At 62.9% G+C, this 16,579-nt stretch carries 9 protein-coding genes; 7 read left to right on the forward strand and 2 right to left on the reverse strand.

The window, feature by feature from the left end; genetic code table 11:
• The first annotated feature begins 50 nt into the window (after positions 1–50).
• From ACRQEG_RS03900 to ACRQEG_RS03915, 4 genes are all read left to right on the forward strand, one after another.
• On the forward strand, positions 51–3,239 hold the full coding sequence (locus ACRQEG_RS03900; RefSeq protein WP_435730927.1) for a hypothetical protein: 3,189 nt from the start codon (positions 51–53) through the stop codon (positions 3,237–3,239).
• Positions 3,236–4,642, forward strand: coding sequence for an ABC transporter substrate-binding protein (locus ACRQEG_RS03905; RefSeq protein WP_435730928.1), 1,407 nt, complete (start codon positions 3,236–3,238; stop codon positions 4,640–4,642). The genes ACRQEG_RS03900 and ACRQEG_RS03905 overlap by 4 nt, the downstream gene beginning before the upstream one ends.
• Positions 4,643–4,780: 138 nt before the next feature.
• Positions 4,781–8,986 (forward strand): type VII secretion EssC family protein, encoded by a 4,206-nt coding sequence (locus ACRQEG_RS03910; RefSeq protein WP_435730929.1) that lies wholly within the window; start codon positions 4,781–4,783, stop codon positions 8,984–8,986.
• Positions 8,983–11,148, forward strand: coding sequence for a serine/threonine-protein kinase (locus tag ACRQEG_RS03915; RefSeq protein WP_435730930.1), 2,166 nt, complete (start codon positions 8,983–8,985; stop codon positions 11,146–11,148). Before ACRQEG_RS03910 ends, ACRQEG_RS03915 begins: the two co-directional genes overlap by 4 nt.
• Positions 11,149–11,216: 68 nt before the next feature.
• Here the strand turns inward: ACRQEG_RS03915 and ACRQEG_RS03920 are convergent, their stop codons facing one another.
• Positions 11,217–12,731: a hypothetical protein gene (locus ACRQEG_RS03920; protein WP_435730931.1), complete on the reverse strand. Its 1,515-nt coding sequence runs from the start codon at positions 12,729–12,731 to the stop codon at positions 11,217–11,219.
• Positions 12,732–12,865: 134 nt separating this feature from the next.
• A complete protein-coding gene (locus ACRQEG_RS03925) occupies positions 12,866–13,534 on the reverse strand; it encodes a uracil-DNA glycosylase (RefSeq protein ID WP_435730932.1) in 669 nt (222 codons plus the stop codon).
• A 1-nt stretch (position 13,535) separates the two neighbouring features.
• Here ACRQEG_RS03925 and ACRQEG_RS03930 point away from each other — a divergent pair, with 1 nt between their 5' ends.
• From ACRQEG_RS03930 to groL, 3 genes are all read left to right on the forward strand, one after another.
• Positions 13,536–13,883, forward strand: a complete 348-nt coding sequence (locus ACRQEG_RS03930) for a DUF3263 domain-containing protein (protein ID WP_435730933.1) — start codon at positions 13,536–13,538, stop codon at positions 13,881–13,883.
• A gap of 4 nt (positions 13,884–13,887) precedes the next feature.
• A complete protein-coding gene (locus ACRQEG_RS03935) occupies positions 13,888–14,514 on the forward strand; it encodes a LytR C-terminal domain-containing protein (RefSeq protein ID WP_435730934.1) in 627 nt (208 codons plus the stop codon).
• A gap of 321 nt (positions 14,515–14,835) precedes the next feature.
• Positions 14,836–16,458: a chaperonin GroEL gene (groL, locus tag ACRQEG_RS03940; RefSeq protein ID WP_016443292.1), complete on the forward strand. Its 1,623-nt coding sequence runs from the start codon at positions 14,836–14,838 to the stop codon at positions 16,456–16,458.
• Positions 16,459–16,579 lie beyond the last annotated feature (121 nt).

A 16,579-nucleotide genomic window follows, 5' to 3' on the forward strand; every position in this document is an offset into this window, starting at 1 on the left:
AGTGATAGGGTGTGGCCGTCATGCGCTCACCACACTACGAAAGGCGCCCAATGTTCCCTGTCCGCAACTTTGTGAAGCGATGCCGGCCAGCGCTTCTGGCTCTGGCGGTTCCCGCTCTGGCCGTAGCCGGAGTGGCGGTGGCCGTCCCGGCTCAGGCCGACCCTGGAGTTGTCACGATCCAGGTGGGTAGCGACGGAGCCATTACGGCCATGGCCGGCGGCGATGGCCACCGTATTGATCCTGCAGCAGCCGGTGGGGAGCTCCCCATCCGGGTGGTGACCTCCTACACCTTTAACGGGGTCACCACCTCGGATGCCAGCAGTGTTGCCGGCGCTACCGGCCCGGTCCGCATCGATGTCACTGTGCAAAATATCACAGGGAAATTGGAGCGGGTGAACGCGGATATTGACGGACGCGCGGTTAGTCACGAGGTCCTGGTGGCCACCCCGATGTCGGTTGCTGCCGGTGTGGAATTGCCCGGAATTGCCCCCGAAGCTGTTCGGACTCCCCAGGCCGGCGATGAAGGTAGAGCAACCAACGGCGTCGTCGCCGTTAATGACCGCGGTACCACCACGGTGCAGTGGGCTGGACTCACCGGAGTAGGGTCCACCACCTCGCTCCTGCATTTCACGCTGGTTGTTGAGGCACAGGATTTCGTCACGCCCGTTATTAATATTGCGACGCAGCCCGGCTTCGGTATCAACCCGGATTCGCGCAAGCAACGTGAGGAAACACTGCTCGTTTCCCAAACGATCCGTACCCTGCAAGAATCTGCGGATATCCTCGCGGATTCGGGGACCGCCCTTGAAGATGCGCGTGCCATGCTCGCCAATGCGGGCGGTTCCATTGGTTCGCGCACCATCCGGGATTTGGAGATGTCACGCGGGCGCATCGAGAATTCGGCGCAGTCCGTCTCATCCACGCTGGAGAGCCTGGAATCGCGCCTCAATAGCCTCTTCGTCAGCACGGGCTCCACCATGTCAAGTTCGCTGGCGGAAACAACTGCCACTGTGCGCACCCTCTTGGGAAACCCGGATGCTCCCCGGCCGCGTATCGATATCAACCCCGATACCTGCGAAATCAACTTCGGTCTGGAAGAAGACCTGCCGGCTACGCCGAGCCCGGCGGTTCCCACCCCGACGGCTCCCAGCCCGGGAGAGGGGCCGAGCGCGCCGGCATCCCCGACCCCCTCGCCTTCTGCTTCTGCGGGTACGGGTGCCGCGCCGTCGCCGTGGCCCACCCTCCCGAACGGGGATCCCAGCCCCAGGCCAACGGCAAGCTCCATCCCCATGGCCACGCTTTCGCCGGCGCCCAAGCCCAGCGGCCCGGCGGTGGGCGATGACCTGCCCACCGTCACCAACCCGGAAGAAGTGATTCCGGCCGGTGGGGTGTACGGGGTTATCAACGGCCTCTCCGCCCGTCTGGAAGCGTTGAGTGCCACCACCACCCGCTGCCAGGAACATATTCTTTCCGATCTGGACAGCATCCTCGGGCCGCAAAATCCCTCCCCGGAAGACTGCGCGAATCCGGCTGTTGCCACCACTTTGACCTGCACGGTTCTCAGCGCCCACCACGATTTGAATGAGCTGAGCAACCAGGTGCGTGCCGAAGGTGAAGAGTTGGTCACCCAGCTGCGTGGCGGCTCTCAGCACAAGAACCTGGATACGGTTGAGCAATTGGATGGTGCGCTGCGCAGCGTGAATACCCTCGCGAAAGACCTCCAGATCTACCAGCATGAGGGCCGCTTGCCGCAGCCGGAACCCATGCCCGGGCTTTCTCCCAGCTTGCCGCCGCGTCCGGGAACCGAGCCTTCCGGCTCGCCCGAACCCAGCGCGGTGCCGGAACCGAGCGCGGGAATTGAACCTTCTGCTTCGCCTGAACCTAGCACGGCACCCAGCGCGGGTGCTCCCCACGAGATTCCGCCCGAAACGGTAGATTCCAGCGCGCCCATGACGCCCTATATTGACGAACTCAAGAAGCGTTTCGATGCCGCGCTCAAACTCGTGGATACCCTGGATAAGGAATTCGCGCGGGTGAATGCGGAAGCTGGGAAGGCTTTTGAACGCAACCAGGCTCAGGATAAGCGCCTCACCGAGATCACGGAATCCATGTGTATTGACGCGGGCCTGACCCGTGAGGTTGGTGCCGAGGAGCCGATCGCCAATCCCAAGCTCGATAAAAAGGCCGTGCGGGAGGTTGTTCGCGATCTCACCGGCGCCGAATGCCCGCATACCGCGGGAATGATCGGTAATCGTGCGGGCAAATACCGCCAATCCGTGCGTTTCCTCGGGCAGGAAACTCGCGGTCACATCACCTCGATTATGGAGGCAACCCAATCTCTGAGCGGAGCGAATCAGCCGGAAGCTATTGCCGGGCTCGCGCAGCTACGCGAGAGCCTCACGCAATCCCAGCAAATCCTCAAGGATCTGGATGCCGAGCGTGCGCGCCTCGATGATCAGCGCAAGGATCGCACCGCGCAACTCGCGCAGATGGTTGATGAACTCAATAAGAACATCGCTACCACCGTTGATATTTACGCGGATTTGGCCCCGCTGGCCCGTGACGTGGTGGGTGAATTGGATGCCTTTGCCGCGGAACTGGACGGTTTCGTTGGAAAATCGAAGACCCGCACCGATGAAACGGGCACTACGAATCGTGACCGCCTCTACAGCGGGGTTTCCACCGCGCGGGACCGCACCGAACGTTCCTCCAGCGCGATTTTCGATAGCGTGTCCAACCAGCTAACGGTCTTCTCCGAGAACCTGCGCAATACCGGCTCCAGCGCGGTGCGGAGCACCACCGGTCTGATTACGGAGGCAAATAACACCCTGGACGCGGAAACCCGCCAGCTCATGGATGAGAACAGCGCAACCGTGAGCACAACCAGCCGCAACGCGGTCACCAATTCGGATGCCGTGTCCGCGCTCATTATGCAGGACCTCGTCAACGTGCTCGCGGATATCGGGACCAATACCCCCGGTGGCGGCGGCCTACTCGGAGCCATGAAAACCTCCGAAGGCCACCTTGGAATTGCCGATGCCAAGCTCAGTGATTCCACCGCGACCACCACAACCATTCAATCCGGGTACCGTTCGGCCCTCGGGGCGGATGCCTTCGGGGCCGCGCGCCTGCGCGCCTCCCTGGCCCGCCTCGAACAGCTGCCCACGCTCCCGGCATCCGGCAACGCGGAAATTGGGATGTACTCCTTCCACGTCATTCCTACCGAGGAGGAAAAGTGAGCGAATCCGCTAAGCACTCCGAGGCCCAAACTCAATCCTCCGGGGCCTACCCGGCGGGCGGCGAACCCGCTCGTGATAAGCGCCGCACCGCACTTGGCATTCTGGCCGCTCTGCTGCTGCTCGCCCTCCTCGCGGCCCTGATCTGGTTCTTCCGGTACCAATCGGAAAAGGCGCGGACGGCCAGCGCCCCCGACTTCGAGGCTTTCCCGCCGGCATCCGTGGAGCTCGCCGTGGAGAATGTGCCCGAAGGGCTCAAGCTCGGCGTCGTCGTATCCTATACGGAAGACCTCACCCAGGGTCCGGGCTGGGACCTCAGCGGTGAAGGAGTGCGAGTGGCGCAATGGCGCCTCGCGCAGGGCGGCACCCAGGTAGAACTTGTGACCGTCTCCGATCAGGGTAGTGACGACGGCGCCCGCGCCGCCATCGCCGAATTATCCGATAGCGATGTTTCCGGGGTCATTGCCCTCACTACCGGTAGCCACACCCTGGCGCTCGCGAACGCGGCCGCCGATGCCGGGCTCCCCATTATCTTCCCCTACCAGCTCCAGCCCTCCGCCGATGTTCCCGAGGGTGCGCATTACCAGCTACCCACCGCGGGTGGCTGGATCACCGGGCTGACCAACCAGCTCGGTGACCTCCAGTGTTCCACCGTGGTTTCGGTGGGCGGGGAGCTCGCCAACGGGGTGCGGGGCGTGCGCGGGGTCGACGCTCATATCGGCCTGGCCGAACCGGCCACCGTGAGTGCCCAGGTGCTGGAAGCCACCCTGGGGCGGCCCAATCCCTGCGTGGTTATTGACGCTCCGGCATCCACGATCGCCCAGCAGATCACCGGCTTGCGCGGGGCGCGATACGACGGCCCGATCCTCGTGGGACCGGAAGCTTTCAACGGCGTACTCAGCATGGGCCTCACCGACGCACGCACCCCGATTGCCGGTATCTACAGCTACGGATTCCCCACCCCGGGCGGGGTATCCCTCACCTCACCGGATGCCAGCGGGTTGCCGGCAGGTGGTTTCCTCCAGGCTGTGGAAGTGATGCGCACCAACGGCGCGCTTCTCTCCCTGCGGGATGACACCGAGTTCAGCGAGCGCTGGCAGTACGCGGACGGCCTGAGTCACGATGCGGTTCTCAGCTTCGTGGCCGCGGCCGCGGTGGCCAACTCCACCGACCCGGCCAAAATCATGCAGGCCCTCACCACCCCCGAAGCCCGCGAAGCTGCGGTATCGGGAACCGAACGGGTGGCGCGCTGCGGCGCGGGAAGTGGGGGTAGCACGGGTGGCGGCGCCGCTAGCGGCGGGAGCGGTGGCAGCGCCGCGGGAAGCGCAAGTGGAGGTCCGTGCCCGGTGCAAGCAGCCATCGTGGACGGGCGCATCGAATGGATTTCCTCTGAGGGTGCCCACTAAGGAACGCCTCGAAGAAAAGCGGAGCGGGCCGCCCGCATCACCCCAGGTGCGGCCCCTGAAGGTAAAGGCACAGCGGAAAACGATATGCGTATTGTCATTAGGAGCGATCACTCGGATCGGTTGTTTTCTCTGACAAACGTGACAGAAGAAACGCGCCTTGGGGATATCCTCGACGGCGCCGACCTCGACCGGCGCGAATGGGCCACCGTGTGGGTGGACGGCGTGGCGGTCACCCCCTCAACCACCCTGGCCCGCGCCGGGGTGCACGAGGGAAGCGTCATTTCCGCAGTCGAACCGGAGCGTCCCACCGAGGAATGGGGCTTCATCATCACGGCGGGACCGGATACCGGGCGCTATATCTCCCTTCCCGCGGGCCGCGCTCTGCGCATCGGCCGCAGCCCGCAAGCCGATATCCACCTGGATTCCCCTACGGTTTCGTGGTCGCACTGCCTCGTGGAAGTGCGCGAGGACGGCCTGTGGGTCAGTGACGATAACTCCTCGAACGGCACCATTCTGGACGGCGCGGCCCTGAAAGGGGAGGAAGGCGCCACCGAATTGCATCCCGGGGACGTGATCGGCATCGGGGCCTTCTACCTCGAAGCGGTCCAGCGTGATGAGGATACTTCGCAACAGAACGACGACGCCGCTCACGGCGTGCTCACCGCCGTGTCCACGGTCGCTTTTAACCGGCCCCCGCGCCGAGCTCTGCCCGCCCACCCCAAACAGCTCGAAGTACCGGAAAAGAAAATGCCGGAAAAACCCGGCCGGCTCTCCTGGGCCGCGATTCTGGCTCCGATTTTCATGGCCGTGGTGCTCGTGGCGGTGCTCGGTTCTTTCCGCTTCGCCCTCATCGCGCTTTTCTCCCCGGTGATCGCTATCGGTTCTTTTATTGAACAGAAGCGCCGCTCCAAGAAAAGCAAAATCGAAGAAGAAGAAAAGTTCGTGGCGGCGCTCCAGGATTTTACCGTGGATATCGGTAAAGCCGCCCTGGTGGAACGTTCCCGGATGCGGGCCCAAACACCCTACCAGCACGAGCTGGCTGAACAAGCCCGGTGTGGCGGGCCACGCCTATGGCAGGTGCGTTCCGACCACTTCGATTTCGGCAGCGCCCAGATTGGTACCGGGCCGGTTCCCTTCGAGGTTCCCCTCGACAACGCCAGCACTAAACCTGAGCCGCGGGTACGCGAGGTCCTCGACCTGGCCCGCATCCCCGCCGCCCCGGTCCGGGTGGATTTCACCAAGGGCCCGGTAGGTATCTGGGGTGAGCGTGACGAGGCTGTGGCCTTGGCGCGTTCCCTGGTGACTCAGCTGGCCACCCTCTCCGGGCCGGCCGATATGACGATCGCGGTTGCTACGGACCGGGCTCGCTCCGAACACTGGCGCTGGTGCGCCTGGCTGCCCCATACTCGCGTGGGCGGCGCTAACCCGAATAATCGCTATCTTGCTTTCGAACGCACCCCGGCACAAAGCATGCTGCGCGGCCTACGCGATGGCCTCAACGGCTTGCCTTCCGCCTCCCTCTTCCTCGTTATAGATGATGTGGCACTCCTGGAAGGCCGGGATTGCCCGGCACGTGACCTCCTCGCTTACCGCGGGGAAGATGTGCCCGTCTCCCAGAAAGCCAAAGAAGTCAGCGGTATCGTGCTGGCCACCCGCCCCGAACAGCTCCCCGCTTCCTGCCATAGTGTTATCGAGGCGAAACCCGGGGCGGAGCTGACTTTGAGTATCCCCTCCGAGGATGTCACCATCGAACATATTGCCGGGGCGGTATCCACAGAGCCGCGCCTGGAAGAATGGGCGCGTTCCCTCTCCCTTTTCGACGATCCGGAAGTGCGCGATGCCGGCGCGGCCCTTCCTCCCCTTGTTCATCTTCTCGGGCTGCTCGGGCTTTCCCGCGATATGACCAGCGCGGATATCACCCAGCTGTGGCAGAACAACAGGGGATTCCGTTTCCCGCTGGGTGTATCCGAAGATGGGACATACTGGCTGGATATGGTTCGGGATGGCCCGCACGGCCTTGTAGGTGGTACCACCGGTTCGGGTAAATCAGAGATGCTGCGCACCATGGTGGCCGGGCTTGCCGCCCGGGTAGATCCTCAGCACCTCACTTTTATCCTGGTTGATTTCAAGGGCGGGGCGGCTTTCGCCACCCTCGACCAGCTTCCGCATACCATCGGAACTCTCTCGAACCTGGAGCCTTCCCTGGCCTACCGCGCCTTGCGTGCCCTGGAAGCTGAGATGCTCTACCGCCAGCAGTGCTTCGCGGCTGCGGGGGAAGGGGTGGACAACCTCGATAACTACTTGGCGACGAACCCCAGTGAGCCCATGCCGCGCATTCTCGTCGTCGTCGACGAATTCGCTCAGCTCGCGAAAGAGTACCCGGACGTGCTCTCCTCCCTGGTCTCTATCGGCGCGGTGGGGCGTACCCTCGGTGTGCATATGGTGCTCGCTACCCAGCGCCCGGCCGGCGTTGTCAATGATGATATCCTCGCGAATACCAATATGCGGGTGGCCTTGCGGGTGCAATCGCGCGATGATTCCTCGAATGTTATCGGGGTGCCGCACGCCTCCAGTATCGGCCGCGAACAGCGCGGGCGTGCCTATATCAAACTCGGGGAAGAAGATATTCACCCCATACAAACCGCGCTCGTGACGGGTATAAGCGACGCAGCCCAATCCACCGATCTTCACGTGGACGAAATTGAGTTGGGCGGGCCGTTACCCGATCACACCGTGGCCCGCGCCGGGAATGAAGAATCCGACGTCGATCTTCTTATCCGCGCCATTCAAGAAGCCCACCGCGCCGCGGGCTTCGGTACCCCGCGCCCCGTCTGGCCCGAACCGCTAGGTGAACGGGTGGATCTGCTCCTCGATACCGATACCCCGCGCGAAGGCGTGGCCAATATTCGCGTGAGCGCGGGCGGGGATACCGTAGCCGTGGCCCTCGCTGATGATCCCAGCCACCAGTGCCAAATTCCGGCCGGCTGGCGGCCCGCGGAAGGTAATCTCATGCTCGCCGGCATCCCCGGTTCGGGAACAACGACGACGCTGCAATCCCTCGCCCTCGTGATCGCTGCAACATCCGACCCGGCCACCACGGATTTCCTGTACCTTGACCTGGGCGGGCGCGGCCTGGAACCCCTCCACGACCTGCCCCATTCCATTGGTTATGCCGGGCCGGGCAAAGCCAATCGTGAACTCCAGCAGCGCCTGCTACGCTACCTGCGCACCGAATACGATAAGCGCACCACGGACCCGGGCGAATATTCCGATGTCTACGTTTTTATCGATTCTTTCGCCACTCTGCGTGAAGAATACGATGATGCGGAAGGCGTGGAACTTCTCGAGGGGCTCTACCAGGTATGGGGCAAGGGGCCGGGCGTGGGCATCCATATGGTGGGTGCCACCTCGCGTCTCAAGGCAATTCCTGCGGCGGTGGATGAAGTCACCACCCAGAAATGGCTCTACCGCTTGGCCGACTCGTATGACTACTCCCTGGTGGGAGTCTCACGCGATAATATTCCCGCCCAGGTTCCGGGCCGTTACGTGGATGCGATCACGAAACTCCACGGGCATGTGGCCACCATTCCCACCCCGCTGGACCGGGCTATTGCCACGGTGACAGCGCGCTGGCAGCCGGTGGAGAAAACCACCGTGGTGGCGCGCCTGAGCGATGACCTGCGGGTATCCGATCTGAGCACCACCGCGCAGCTAACGGGGGAGCCCTGGATTATCCCGGTCGGAGTGGAAGAAGCCACCCTGCACGACTACTGCCTGGAAGCCTACGCCGGGGAACATATGCTCATTTCCGGCCCGGCGCGCAGCGGGAAAAGCTCGGTACTCCTGGGTATCGCCACGAAGATGGCCGGCGATGCCCGGGCCGTCGGTAGCCCCTTGCGAATCATCGGCCTGGCTTCGCGCCGCTCCCCGCTGCACGGTAGCGATGTCCTCGATAATGTTTATGATCACGAGGATGTTCCCTCCGCGGTGGCGGAAGCCGGTCTGGGCACCACGCCCACTATTCTTGTGATCGACGACGCGCACCAGATCACAGAAGGGGAAGATGCCCTCAAGGATCTCCTCGCCACCACCAACCAGCAGTTCCTCATTATCGCGGCCGGCCGTAATGATGACCTGCGTTCCGCCTACGGCAAATGGACGGCTACCTTGCGTAAATCGCGATTAGGGATTCTGCTCCACCCGAACCGCGATTACGATGGCGACCTCCTGGGCGTGCGCCTCCCGCGGCGCTCCCCGGTCAAAATGACTGCCGGGCGCGGCTACGCCTGCGAAGGCGGCACCGCAACCCTCATCCAAGCAGTGACCGTGCGGGATGACGCATGAGTACCGCATTTGATTTCGGAGCTTCCTACCGTGCCCTCGCCCCCATCGGTCGCGGTGCCTCCGGAGTGGTGTACGAGGGGGAGCGCAAGGATGACGGCACTCGCGTTGCTATTAAATTCCTGCGCGACGAATACGTGGGTGACCCGGAGATTCTGCGGCGCTTCATTACCGAACGCTCCGTCCTCACCCAGCTCAGCCACCCCCATATCGTTGGGGTGCATGACCTGGTGGCCGACGGCGGCAAACTCGGCATCGTTATGGAGTACGCGCCCGGCCCCAACCTGCGCGAATACCTTGCCGAGCACGGCCCCTTAGCGCCCGAAGACGCCCTGGATCTCACCCGTCAGGTGGTTGAAGCATTGCAGAGCGCACACGCGGAGGGCGTCGTCCATCGCGATATTAAACCGGACAATATTATTTTGACCGCGCTCGCGCCAGCCGTGGAGAGCGCGCCGGAAGGAGCCGCCACAGCAGACAAAAACACGTTGCTTTCGGGCCGAAAAAAACTACGCGGGCGCGCCGAAGCGGAGAACCTTTTCAACGTCAAAGTAACAGACTTTGGTATTGCCGCGATTATCGGTACCGGCTCGAAAACTACGAGCATCGTGGGAACCCCGGATTATATGGCTCCGGAACTCATCGCGCAGGCGCGCGCCACCCCGAGCGTGGATATGTACGCGGTGGGCATCATGCTCTACGAGATGCTCACCGGGCGCACTCCCTTCGGTGGGGAGGGTCTCAACCCTTTCACTATTGCGCATCGCCACCTCACGGAGAAAATTGCTCCATTGGCCGGCCTGGAAGAAAATACCGCAGCTCTTCTTGATGAGCTGGTGGGGAAGAACCCGGATACCCGGCCGGATGCCGCGCAGGTGCTCAGCAGATTGCCGGTCTGCCTGGAAGCAACTGCCGGCCAAGCCCCTCTGGAGATCAATACCTCCGCACCGGCCTTTTATCCAGCCACCATGCTGGACGGTGCTTTCAGTGCGGCCGCGCTTGCTCGTGAGGCGCTCGGTTCGGCTAATGATACTGAGAAAGAGGCGCCAGCCCGCCCCGCCGTCGTCCTTTCCCGTGAGAGTTTAGGGGAGCTCGATGCTGCGCCGTCGGCCACCATTATTAGTTCCGGCGCGGCACTGGACCTTAACTATGTACCCGCGCCTGTGGTTGAACGCGAGCCGAGCTTCCGGGAAAAAACCGGGAGTTTTATACGCGAGCACTGGATTCTCGTGACGCTGGGTGTCGTGACGCTCCTCGCGGCGATTGCCGGGGTGGTGTGGATGCTGTGGCCGCAGGTGGAAAGTGCCGATACCACTCCTACCGAACCGATCCAGGCGCGGTTGGAGGATCACCCGCTTCCCTCCGGGCTGTCGATTGTGCGCGAGGCGAAGTGGAATCCGCAACGCCAGGTTATTGACTACACCGTCACCTATAAAACCGCGAAAAGTCCGATTGCGGGCACTATGCTGGAGGTGATTCCCGCCCCGCAACCCAAGGATGAAGGTGGGGATACCGCTAAGAAGCAGGCTGGCAAGCAGAACGCGACGGGCATGGGCGGGGCAGCGGCACCGCAATGCGCCGACGTGGTGTGGGATCGCGCCGGTAAACCTCATTCCAATGCCACGACCTCGCTCACGGCCCGCTGCGCCTGGACCGTGGAGGCTCCTACCATTACGGTGGGCCAGCCGGTGACCATTACCGCCACGGTGAGCTCGTATCACGTTCCTGAAGACGAACAGGAACTTTCGCGGTGGCTCACCGAGATCAGCGAGGCAACCGCGAAAGCCGCCGGGGACGAAACAGCTACCTCCACCGCCTATCCGCTCCAGCGCCTACGCTCCGTCAAGGTCACGGTACCCCCGCGGATCCAGCAGGGGCAGCCGATTCCCATCAGCATTATCGGGGTGTGGCCCAATGGTGAGAACGTGACGACGCCGCTCTACACCAGCCCCGCCAGCGGTGCCCCGACGAGTATCCTCTCCGACCTCACCGGCGGGGACACCGGGAATCTGCGCTTCACTGATCGCTGTTCCGGGGCGGTGACTATCAGTTCGGATGGCCACGCGGTTTCCGCGCTCTACCCGGCTCAATGCGAAATCGGTGCCGTTGTCGGTAATTTCGATGCCACTCCCGGCACCATCGCCATTACCGGCGCGGGCTCGTAGCAATCCGAAGCGGCATCGTAGGGGAGGTGGGCGCGGGCCCGTAGCGGCAGACGGATTTCGGGTCCGCTTTAGCCGTGGAGACGCCGCCCCACCGCGAGTGCTAATCCGGCTCCGCCCAGCAGCGCCGCGAGTGCCAGGCCCGCAGCAGAGCTCGCTCCGGTGCGTTGCAACGAGGTTGGGCGCGGCGTGCTTACCGAAGGCGGTGCGCTGGGAACGCTCGGAGTGCTCGGGACCGTGGGAGTGCTGATAATAGCCGGCGCGGTGGGTGTAGGCGGCGCGGGCGTGGACGGCGTCGGGCTGGGAACGCTCCGGTCGCTAGGCTCCGGTTCCGGCGAAGATGACGGTTCCGGGGACGCAGATGGTTCTGGCTCCGAGGAAGTCGAGGGTTCCGGTGATGGATCGGGTGGCGTAGACGGCTCCGGCGAAGACGACGGCTCCGGCGAAGGCTCCGGGGACGGCTGCTCGCATAGCGTGATCACCGCGGCGGCTTGATCGCAACCGTCCTCCCCAATGCCGCTGAGGTCATACGTGACCGCGGGATTGGCGTAGAGAGCATAGGTGTAGGCGTACCAATCGCCCGCACCCAACGCGCCCTCAATATCGGTCCCGATAAGATCGCTGCGCCCGCTTTCCTTCGTGGCGACGCACTGCGGCGAACCGGTCAACCCGGCATCCGTCACCCGTTCGCGCGCAGCCGCATTGACCGCAGGGTCACTGAGCGAATATGTGGGTAGATCACCCATGCGGCCCCACTCAAATTCCTGTAGGCTCTGGCAGCCCTCGAGATACGATCCGGGACCGCCACCTTCCTGGGAACATTTCCACAGCTTATTTGTGGCTCGCACCGGAAGCACGGTCACCTCCGATTGCACCGCCACGTCACCTTCCACCCGGAGCGTGTAGACGCCCGGGCCTCGCAGTCCGAAAGAATATTCGTCGTACAGAGCCATATTCCCGACCACGCCGTCGTAGGCCTGGTACGACGGCGGATCTGTGGACACGGCTCTATCGGCCTTCATATGCCACACACCCAGATTCATATCCTCGAAATCCGGCCCGATATGGGGATACCAGGGGAAAGTTTCGGGATCCCGGCCGGGGTTGAGCTCGGGATCGACAATGACCGCGCCTTCCTCACCCCGGCGTACTTCCCAGATGGGCAACTCCTGATTCACGGGAACGGTGGGAACCGTCCAGCGCTTCTCCCAATCGAAATCAGGTTGCGTCAGGCGGGCCTCGAGAGCGGCATGGTCTGGAACACTGGTGACCGTCAATGTGACGTTCTTCAGCACCGTCGGGACGAAAACAGCCACGCCCTGCGCGCTCTGGACATGATCAGAAGATCCCAGGAGACGGGCTACCTGAAGCGTGTAACTCACATGGGCGACGTCGCCCACCTTCTCCACGCAGGTATCCCCGCCGCGGCAATTCACCCCGCCACCGGTAGGATTCACGACGTTTCCGATAACGGTGCGGCTCGGATCAGGGCCTCCCGCTTTCGCGGTGGCGGGAAGGAAAATGCCGGCGCCGGCCAGCGCGGCGGCAAGGGCGAGACGCCCCCAGGCACATGCGTGATTAGCCATGGGTACCCCCGTGGAAATTATGTTCTCAATGCGGCTTCAGCTATGACACCGTATTGAGAAAAGACGTGATATGCGGGTGGGAATCCCGCACTTAGTTTCATACTACGCCGTAGTAAATTAAAATGTGCGGGTTCCTAGGGCAGGCGCCAATCCACCGGACTGGCACCCTGCTCGGCCAGAAGTGCATTGGCCCGCGAGAAAGGCTTGGAGCCGAAGAAACCGCGCGAAGCGGAAAGTGGCGAGGGGTGCGGACTGGCGATGACCGGGGTGTCTCCCAGCAGCGGGCGCAGCTCCTGAGCATTGCGGCCCCACAAAATTGCTACGAGCGGTTTCCCGCGCGCCGCGAGAGTGCGGATCGCGTGATCGGTGACCTTCTCCCAGCCGCGCCCGCGATGGGAATTGGCGTTATTGGGGGTCACGGTCAGCACTCTGTTGAGCAGCATCACACCCTGCTCGCACCACGGCGTGAGGTCACCGCTGCTGGGAAGCGGAGCTCCAACGTCGTCGTGCAATTCCCGAAAAATATTGACGAGCGAGCGCGGCGGGGCCACATTCGGTGCCACACTAAAAGAGAGCCCCACCGCATTACCGGGGGTGGGGTAAGGGTCCTGACCCACAATGAGAACTTTGACGGCATCCAGGGGATAGGTAAAAGCTCGCAGCACATTTTTGCCCGCGGGAAGATAGCCGCGCCCGGCCGCGTTCTCTTCGCGTAAGAACGTGCCCATCTCGTGAATGATAGGTTCAACAGGGGCGAGAGCCCGCGCCCAATCGGGGCTGATGATTTCGGAAAGAGGCTGCATAGTGTCAGAGTACCGGAGTGAGGAACCTCCTTTTGCGGGCGCGCCTTCGAGCGAGGGTAGCGGAGAAGCTGCCTGGGAGGATTTCCTGCGCGGTGCCGGGCCTGCCTTGCACGACGACGAGCTGCGCGTCCTCACCACGGAGATGCGCTGGCGGGCCGTGTACCGCACGAAAACTGAGGCAATTCGGGCCTTGGGCATGACTCCCACCCGCTACTACCTCATTCTGTCCGGCATCCTCAATAACCCGCGTGCTGAAGTGGAGTATCCGGATGTGGTGCGGGCTATTACCCGTTTGCGGGATCTGCGCGATAAGGAACGCGGCGGCCGCGGCGGAAAACAGCTAGGCTAGCCGTGTGGCAGGAAAGTACCCAGTAGACGAATTTGATATCGCGGCGCGCCAGCGCACAACCCGCGGGGCGCACCGTAAGCGCGAATCCTCGGTGAGGTGGTGGATCGCGCTTATCGCTATCCTCATTCTTGCCCCGGCTCTCGGGTACGGCATTGTCAAAATGAACCAGATTTCAGTAGCGCCACCCTCCCAGAAACCGAGCGTGAGTGCACCGGCCCAGTCCGCAACGCCAGCGCCCGAAGCGGGCACTGAAGGATCGGGCGCGGAAGGCAGCCCTGCTCCCGCTTCGGAGGCACCGGCGCCCGCGGAAGAAGCTTCACCATCAGCTTCCCCGACTCCGGCCGCTGCGGTGGATCACAACCGTTCCACCCTCATCCTCAACGCCTCCGGAATTTCCGGGTATGCCGCCGCCCACCAGCGCCAACTCACCGAAGCTGGCTTCACTACCACCTCGATCGGTAACTACCAGCACGCGGCGCCGGCGCACTCCCAGATTTTCTATCCGGCGGCCGCTGATCTACCCACTGTGGAAGCCATCGGTGCCGAATTGGGAATCACCGATTTCGTTGAAAACGCCAGCGCGAGCGGAGATAGCATCGTCGTCGTGCTGGCGGGAGATACCCGCGGCTAAAGAACCGCACGTCAAGATTCCCGGCTTCGCCAGCCGCTAAAACTTGAGCGCTTCCCACTCAAGTTTTCGGGACGCTCATCCGGAGCTAGGTGCGCGGAATTGCGGGCATATCGCGTTTTTCTGGCGGGTGGCTGCTGCGTCGTCGTACCTGAACCACAGCTTGCACTCACGCCTAGAGAGTGCCAGAATCTCTGTTAGCACTCCGAGTATGTGAGTGATAAGTCCACCTGGTTGGTGAGGCTGACCGTGAGCGAAGAAAGGCTTCGCGCGGGAAGTCGTCCGTCGCGGGCACCGGCCACAGTGATTCTGGAGGAATATCGCATGGCAAAGACCATTGCTTTTGATGAGGAAGCACGCCGCTCCATGGAGCGCGGCCTCAATCTCCTCGCGGACACCGTCAAGGTGACGCTGGGACCCAAGGGCCGTAACGTCGTTCTCGATAAGAAGTGGGGCGCCCCCACCATCACGAATGACGGCGTGTCCATCGCCAAGGAAATTGAGCTGGAAGATCCCTACGAGCGCATCGGTGCTGAGCTCGTCAAGGAAGTCGCCAAGAAGACTGACGATATCGCCGGTGACGGCACTACCACCGCAACTGTTCTCGCTCAGGCCCTCGTGCAGGAAGGCCTGCGCAATGTGGCCGCCGGCGCCAACCCCATCGCGCTGAAGAAGGGCATCGATACCGCGGTCAAGGCCGTGACCGAACGCCTCCTCGCGGACGCGAAGGAAGTTGATACCCGCGAAGAGATCGCCTCCACCGCCGCCATTTCGGCTGGTGACCAGGAAATTGGTGAGGTCATCGCCGAAGCCATGGATAAGGCCGGCAAGGAAGGCGTCATCACCGTGGAAGAGTCCTCCGGCTTGGAGCTGGAGCTTGAGCTCACCGAAGGTATGTCCTTCGACAAGGGCTACCTCTCCCCCTACTTCGTGACCGACGCCGAGCGCCAGGAAGCCGTTCTGGAAGATCCCTTCATCCTCTTCGTGGATTCGAAGATCTCCAACCAGAAGGAACTCCTCCCGGTTCTCGAAAAGGTTATGCAGGCAGATCGCCCGCTCCTCATCATCGCTGAGGATGTGGAATCCGAAGCGCTGGCCACCCTCGTGGTCAACAAGATCCGCGGCACTTTCCGCTCCGTGGCCGTCAAGGCCCCGGGCTTCGGTGATCGCCGCAAGGAAATGCTCCAGGATATGGCCATCCTCACCGGCGGCCAGGTCATTTCCGAGTCCGTTGGTCTCAAGCTGGAGAACACCGATCTCACGCTCCTCGGCCGTGCCCGCAAGGTGGTTGTTACCAAGGAAAACACCACCATCGTGGACGGCGCTGGCGACCAGGAGCAGATCGACGGGCGCGTTTCCCAGATCCGCACCCAGATCGAGAACTCCACCTCCGAATACGACACCGAGAAGCTCCAGGAGCGCCTGGCCAAGCTTGCCGGTGGCGTAGCGATTATCAAGGCCGGTGCGGCTACCGAGGTAGAACTCAAGGAACGCAAGCACCGCATCGAGGACGCCGTGCGCAACGCCAAGGCGGCCGTGGAAGAAGGCACCGTCGCCGGTGGTGGCGTGGCTCTTATCCAGGCCGGTAAGGAAGCTTTCGCCGACCTCAAGCTCGAGGGTGACGAAGCGACCGGCGCGGCCATCGTGCGCTACGCTATCGAAGCTCCGCTCAAGCAGATCGCCAGCAATGCCGGCCTCGAGGGCGGCGTGGTGGCCGAGAAGGTGCGCAACCTTCCCAAGGGCGAGGGCCTCAACGCGGCCACCGGCGAATACGTCAACCTCATGGAGGCGGGCGTGATGGATCCGGTCAAGGTGACCCGCTCGGCGTTGCAGAACGCGGCTTCCATTGCCGGTCTCTTCCTTACCACCGAAGCTGTGGTGGCTGACAAGCCCGAACCGCCGGCTCCGGCCGCGCAGGGTGACGGCGGCATGGGTGGCATGTACTAAACCGCTAGGTTCAGGTACAGCTGACGCCAAGAAGTAATAGTGCTGCCAGCGTGATCTGGTAGTTTTCGGGTGGCGCGCTTTCCGAAAGGAGGGCGCGCCACCCTTGGTATATCTGGAAGCA

It is taken from the genome of Actinotignum stranguriae, assembly GCF_051265215.1.
GTDB classification, from domain to species: domain Bacteria; phylum Actinomycetota; class Actinomycetes; order Actinomycetales; family Actinomycetaceae; genus Actinotignum; species Actinotignum schaalii_C.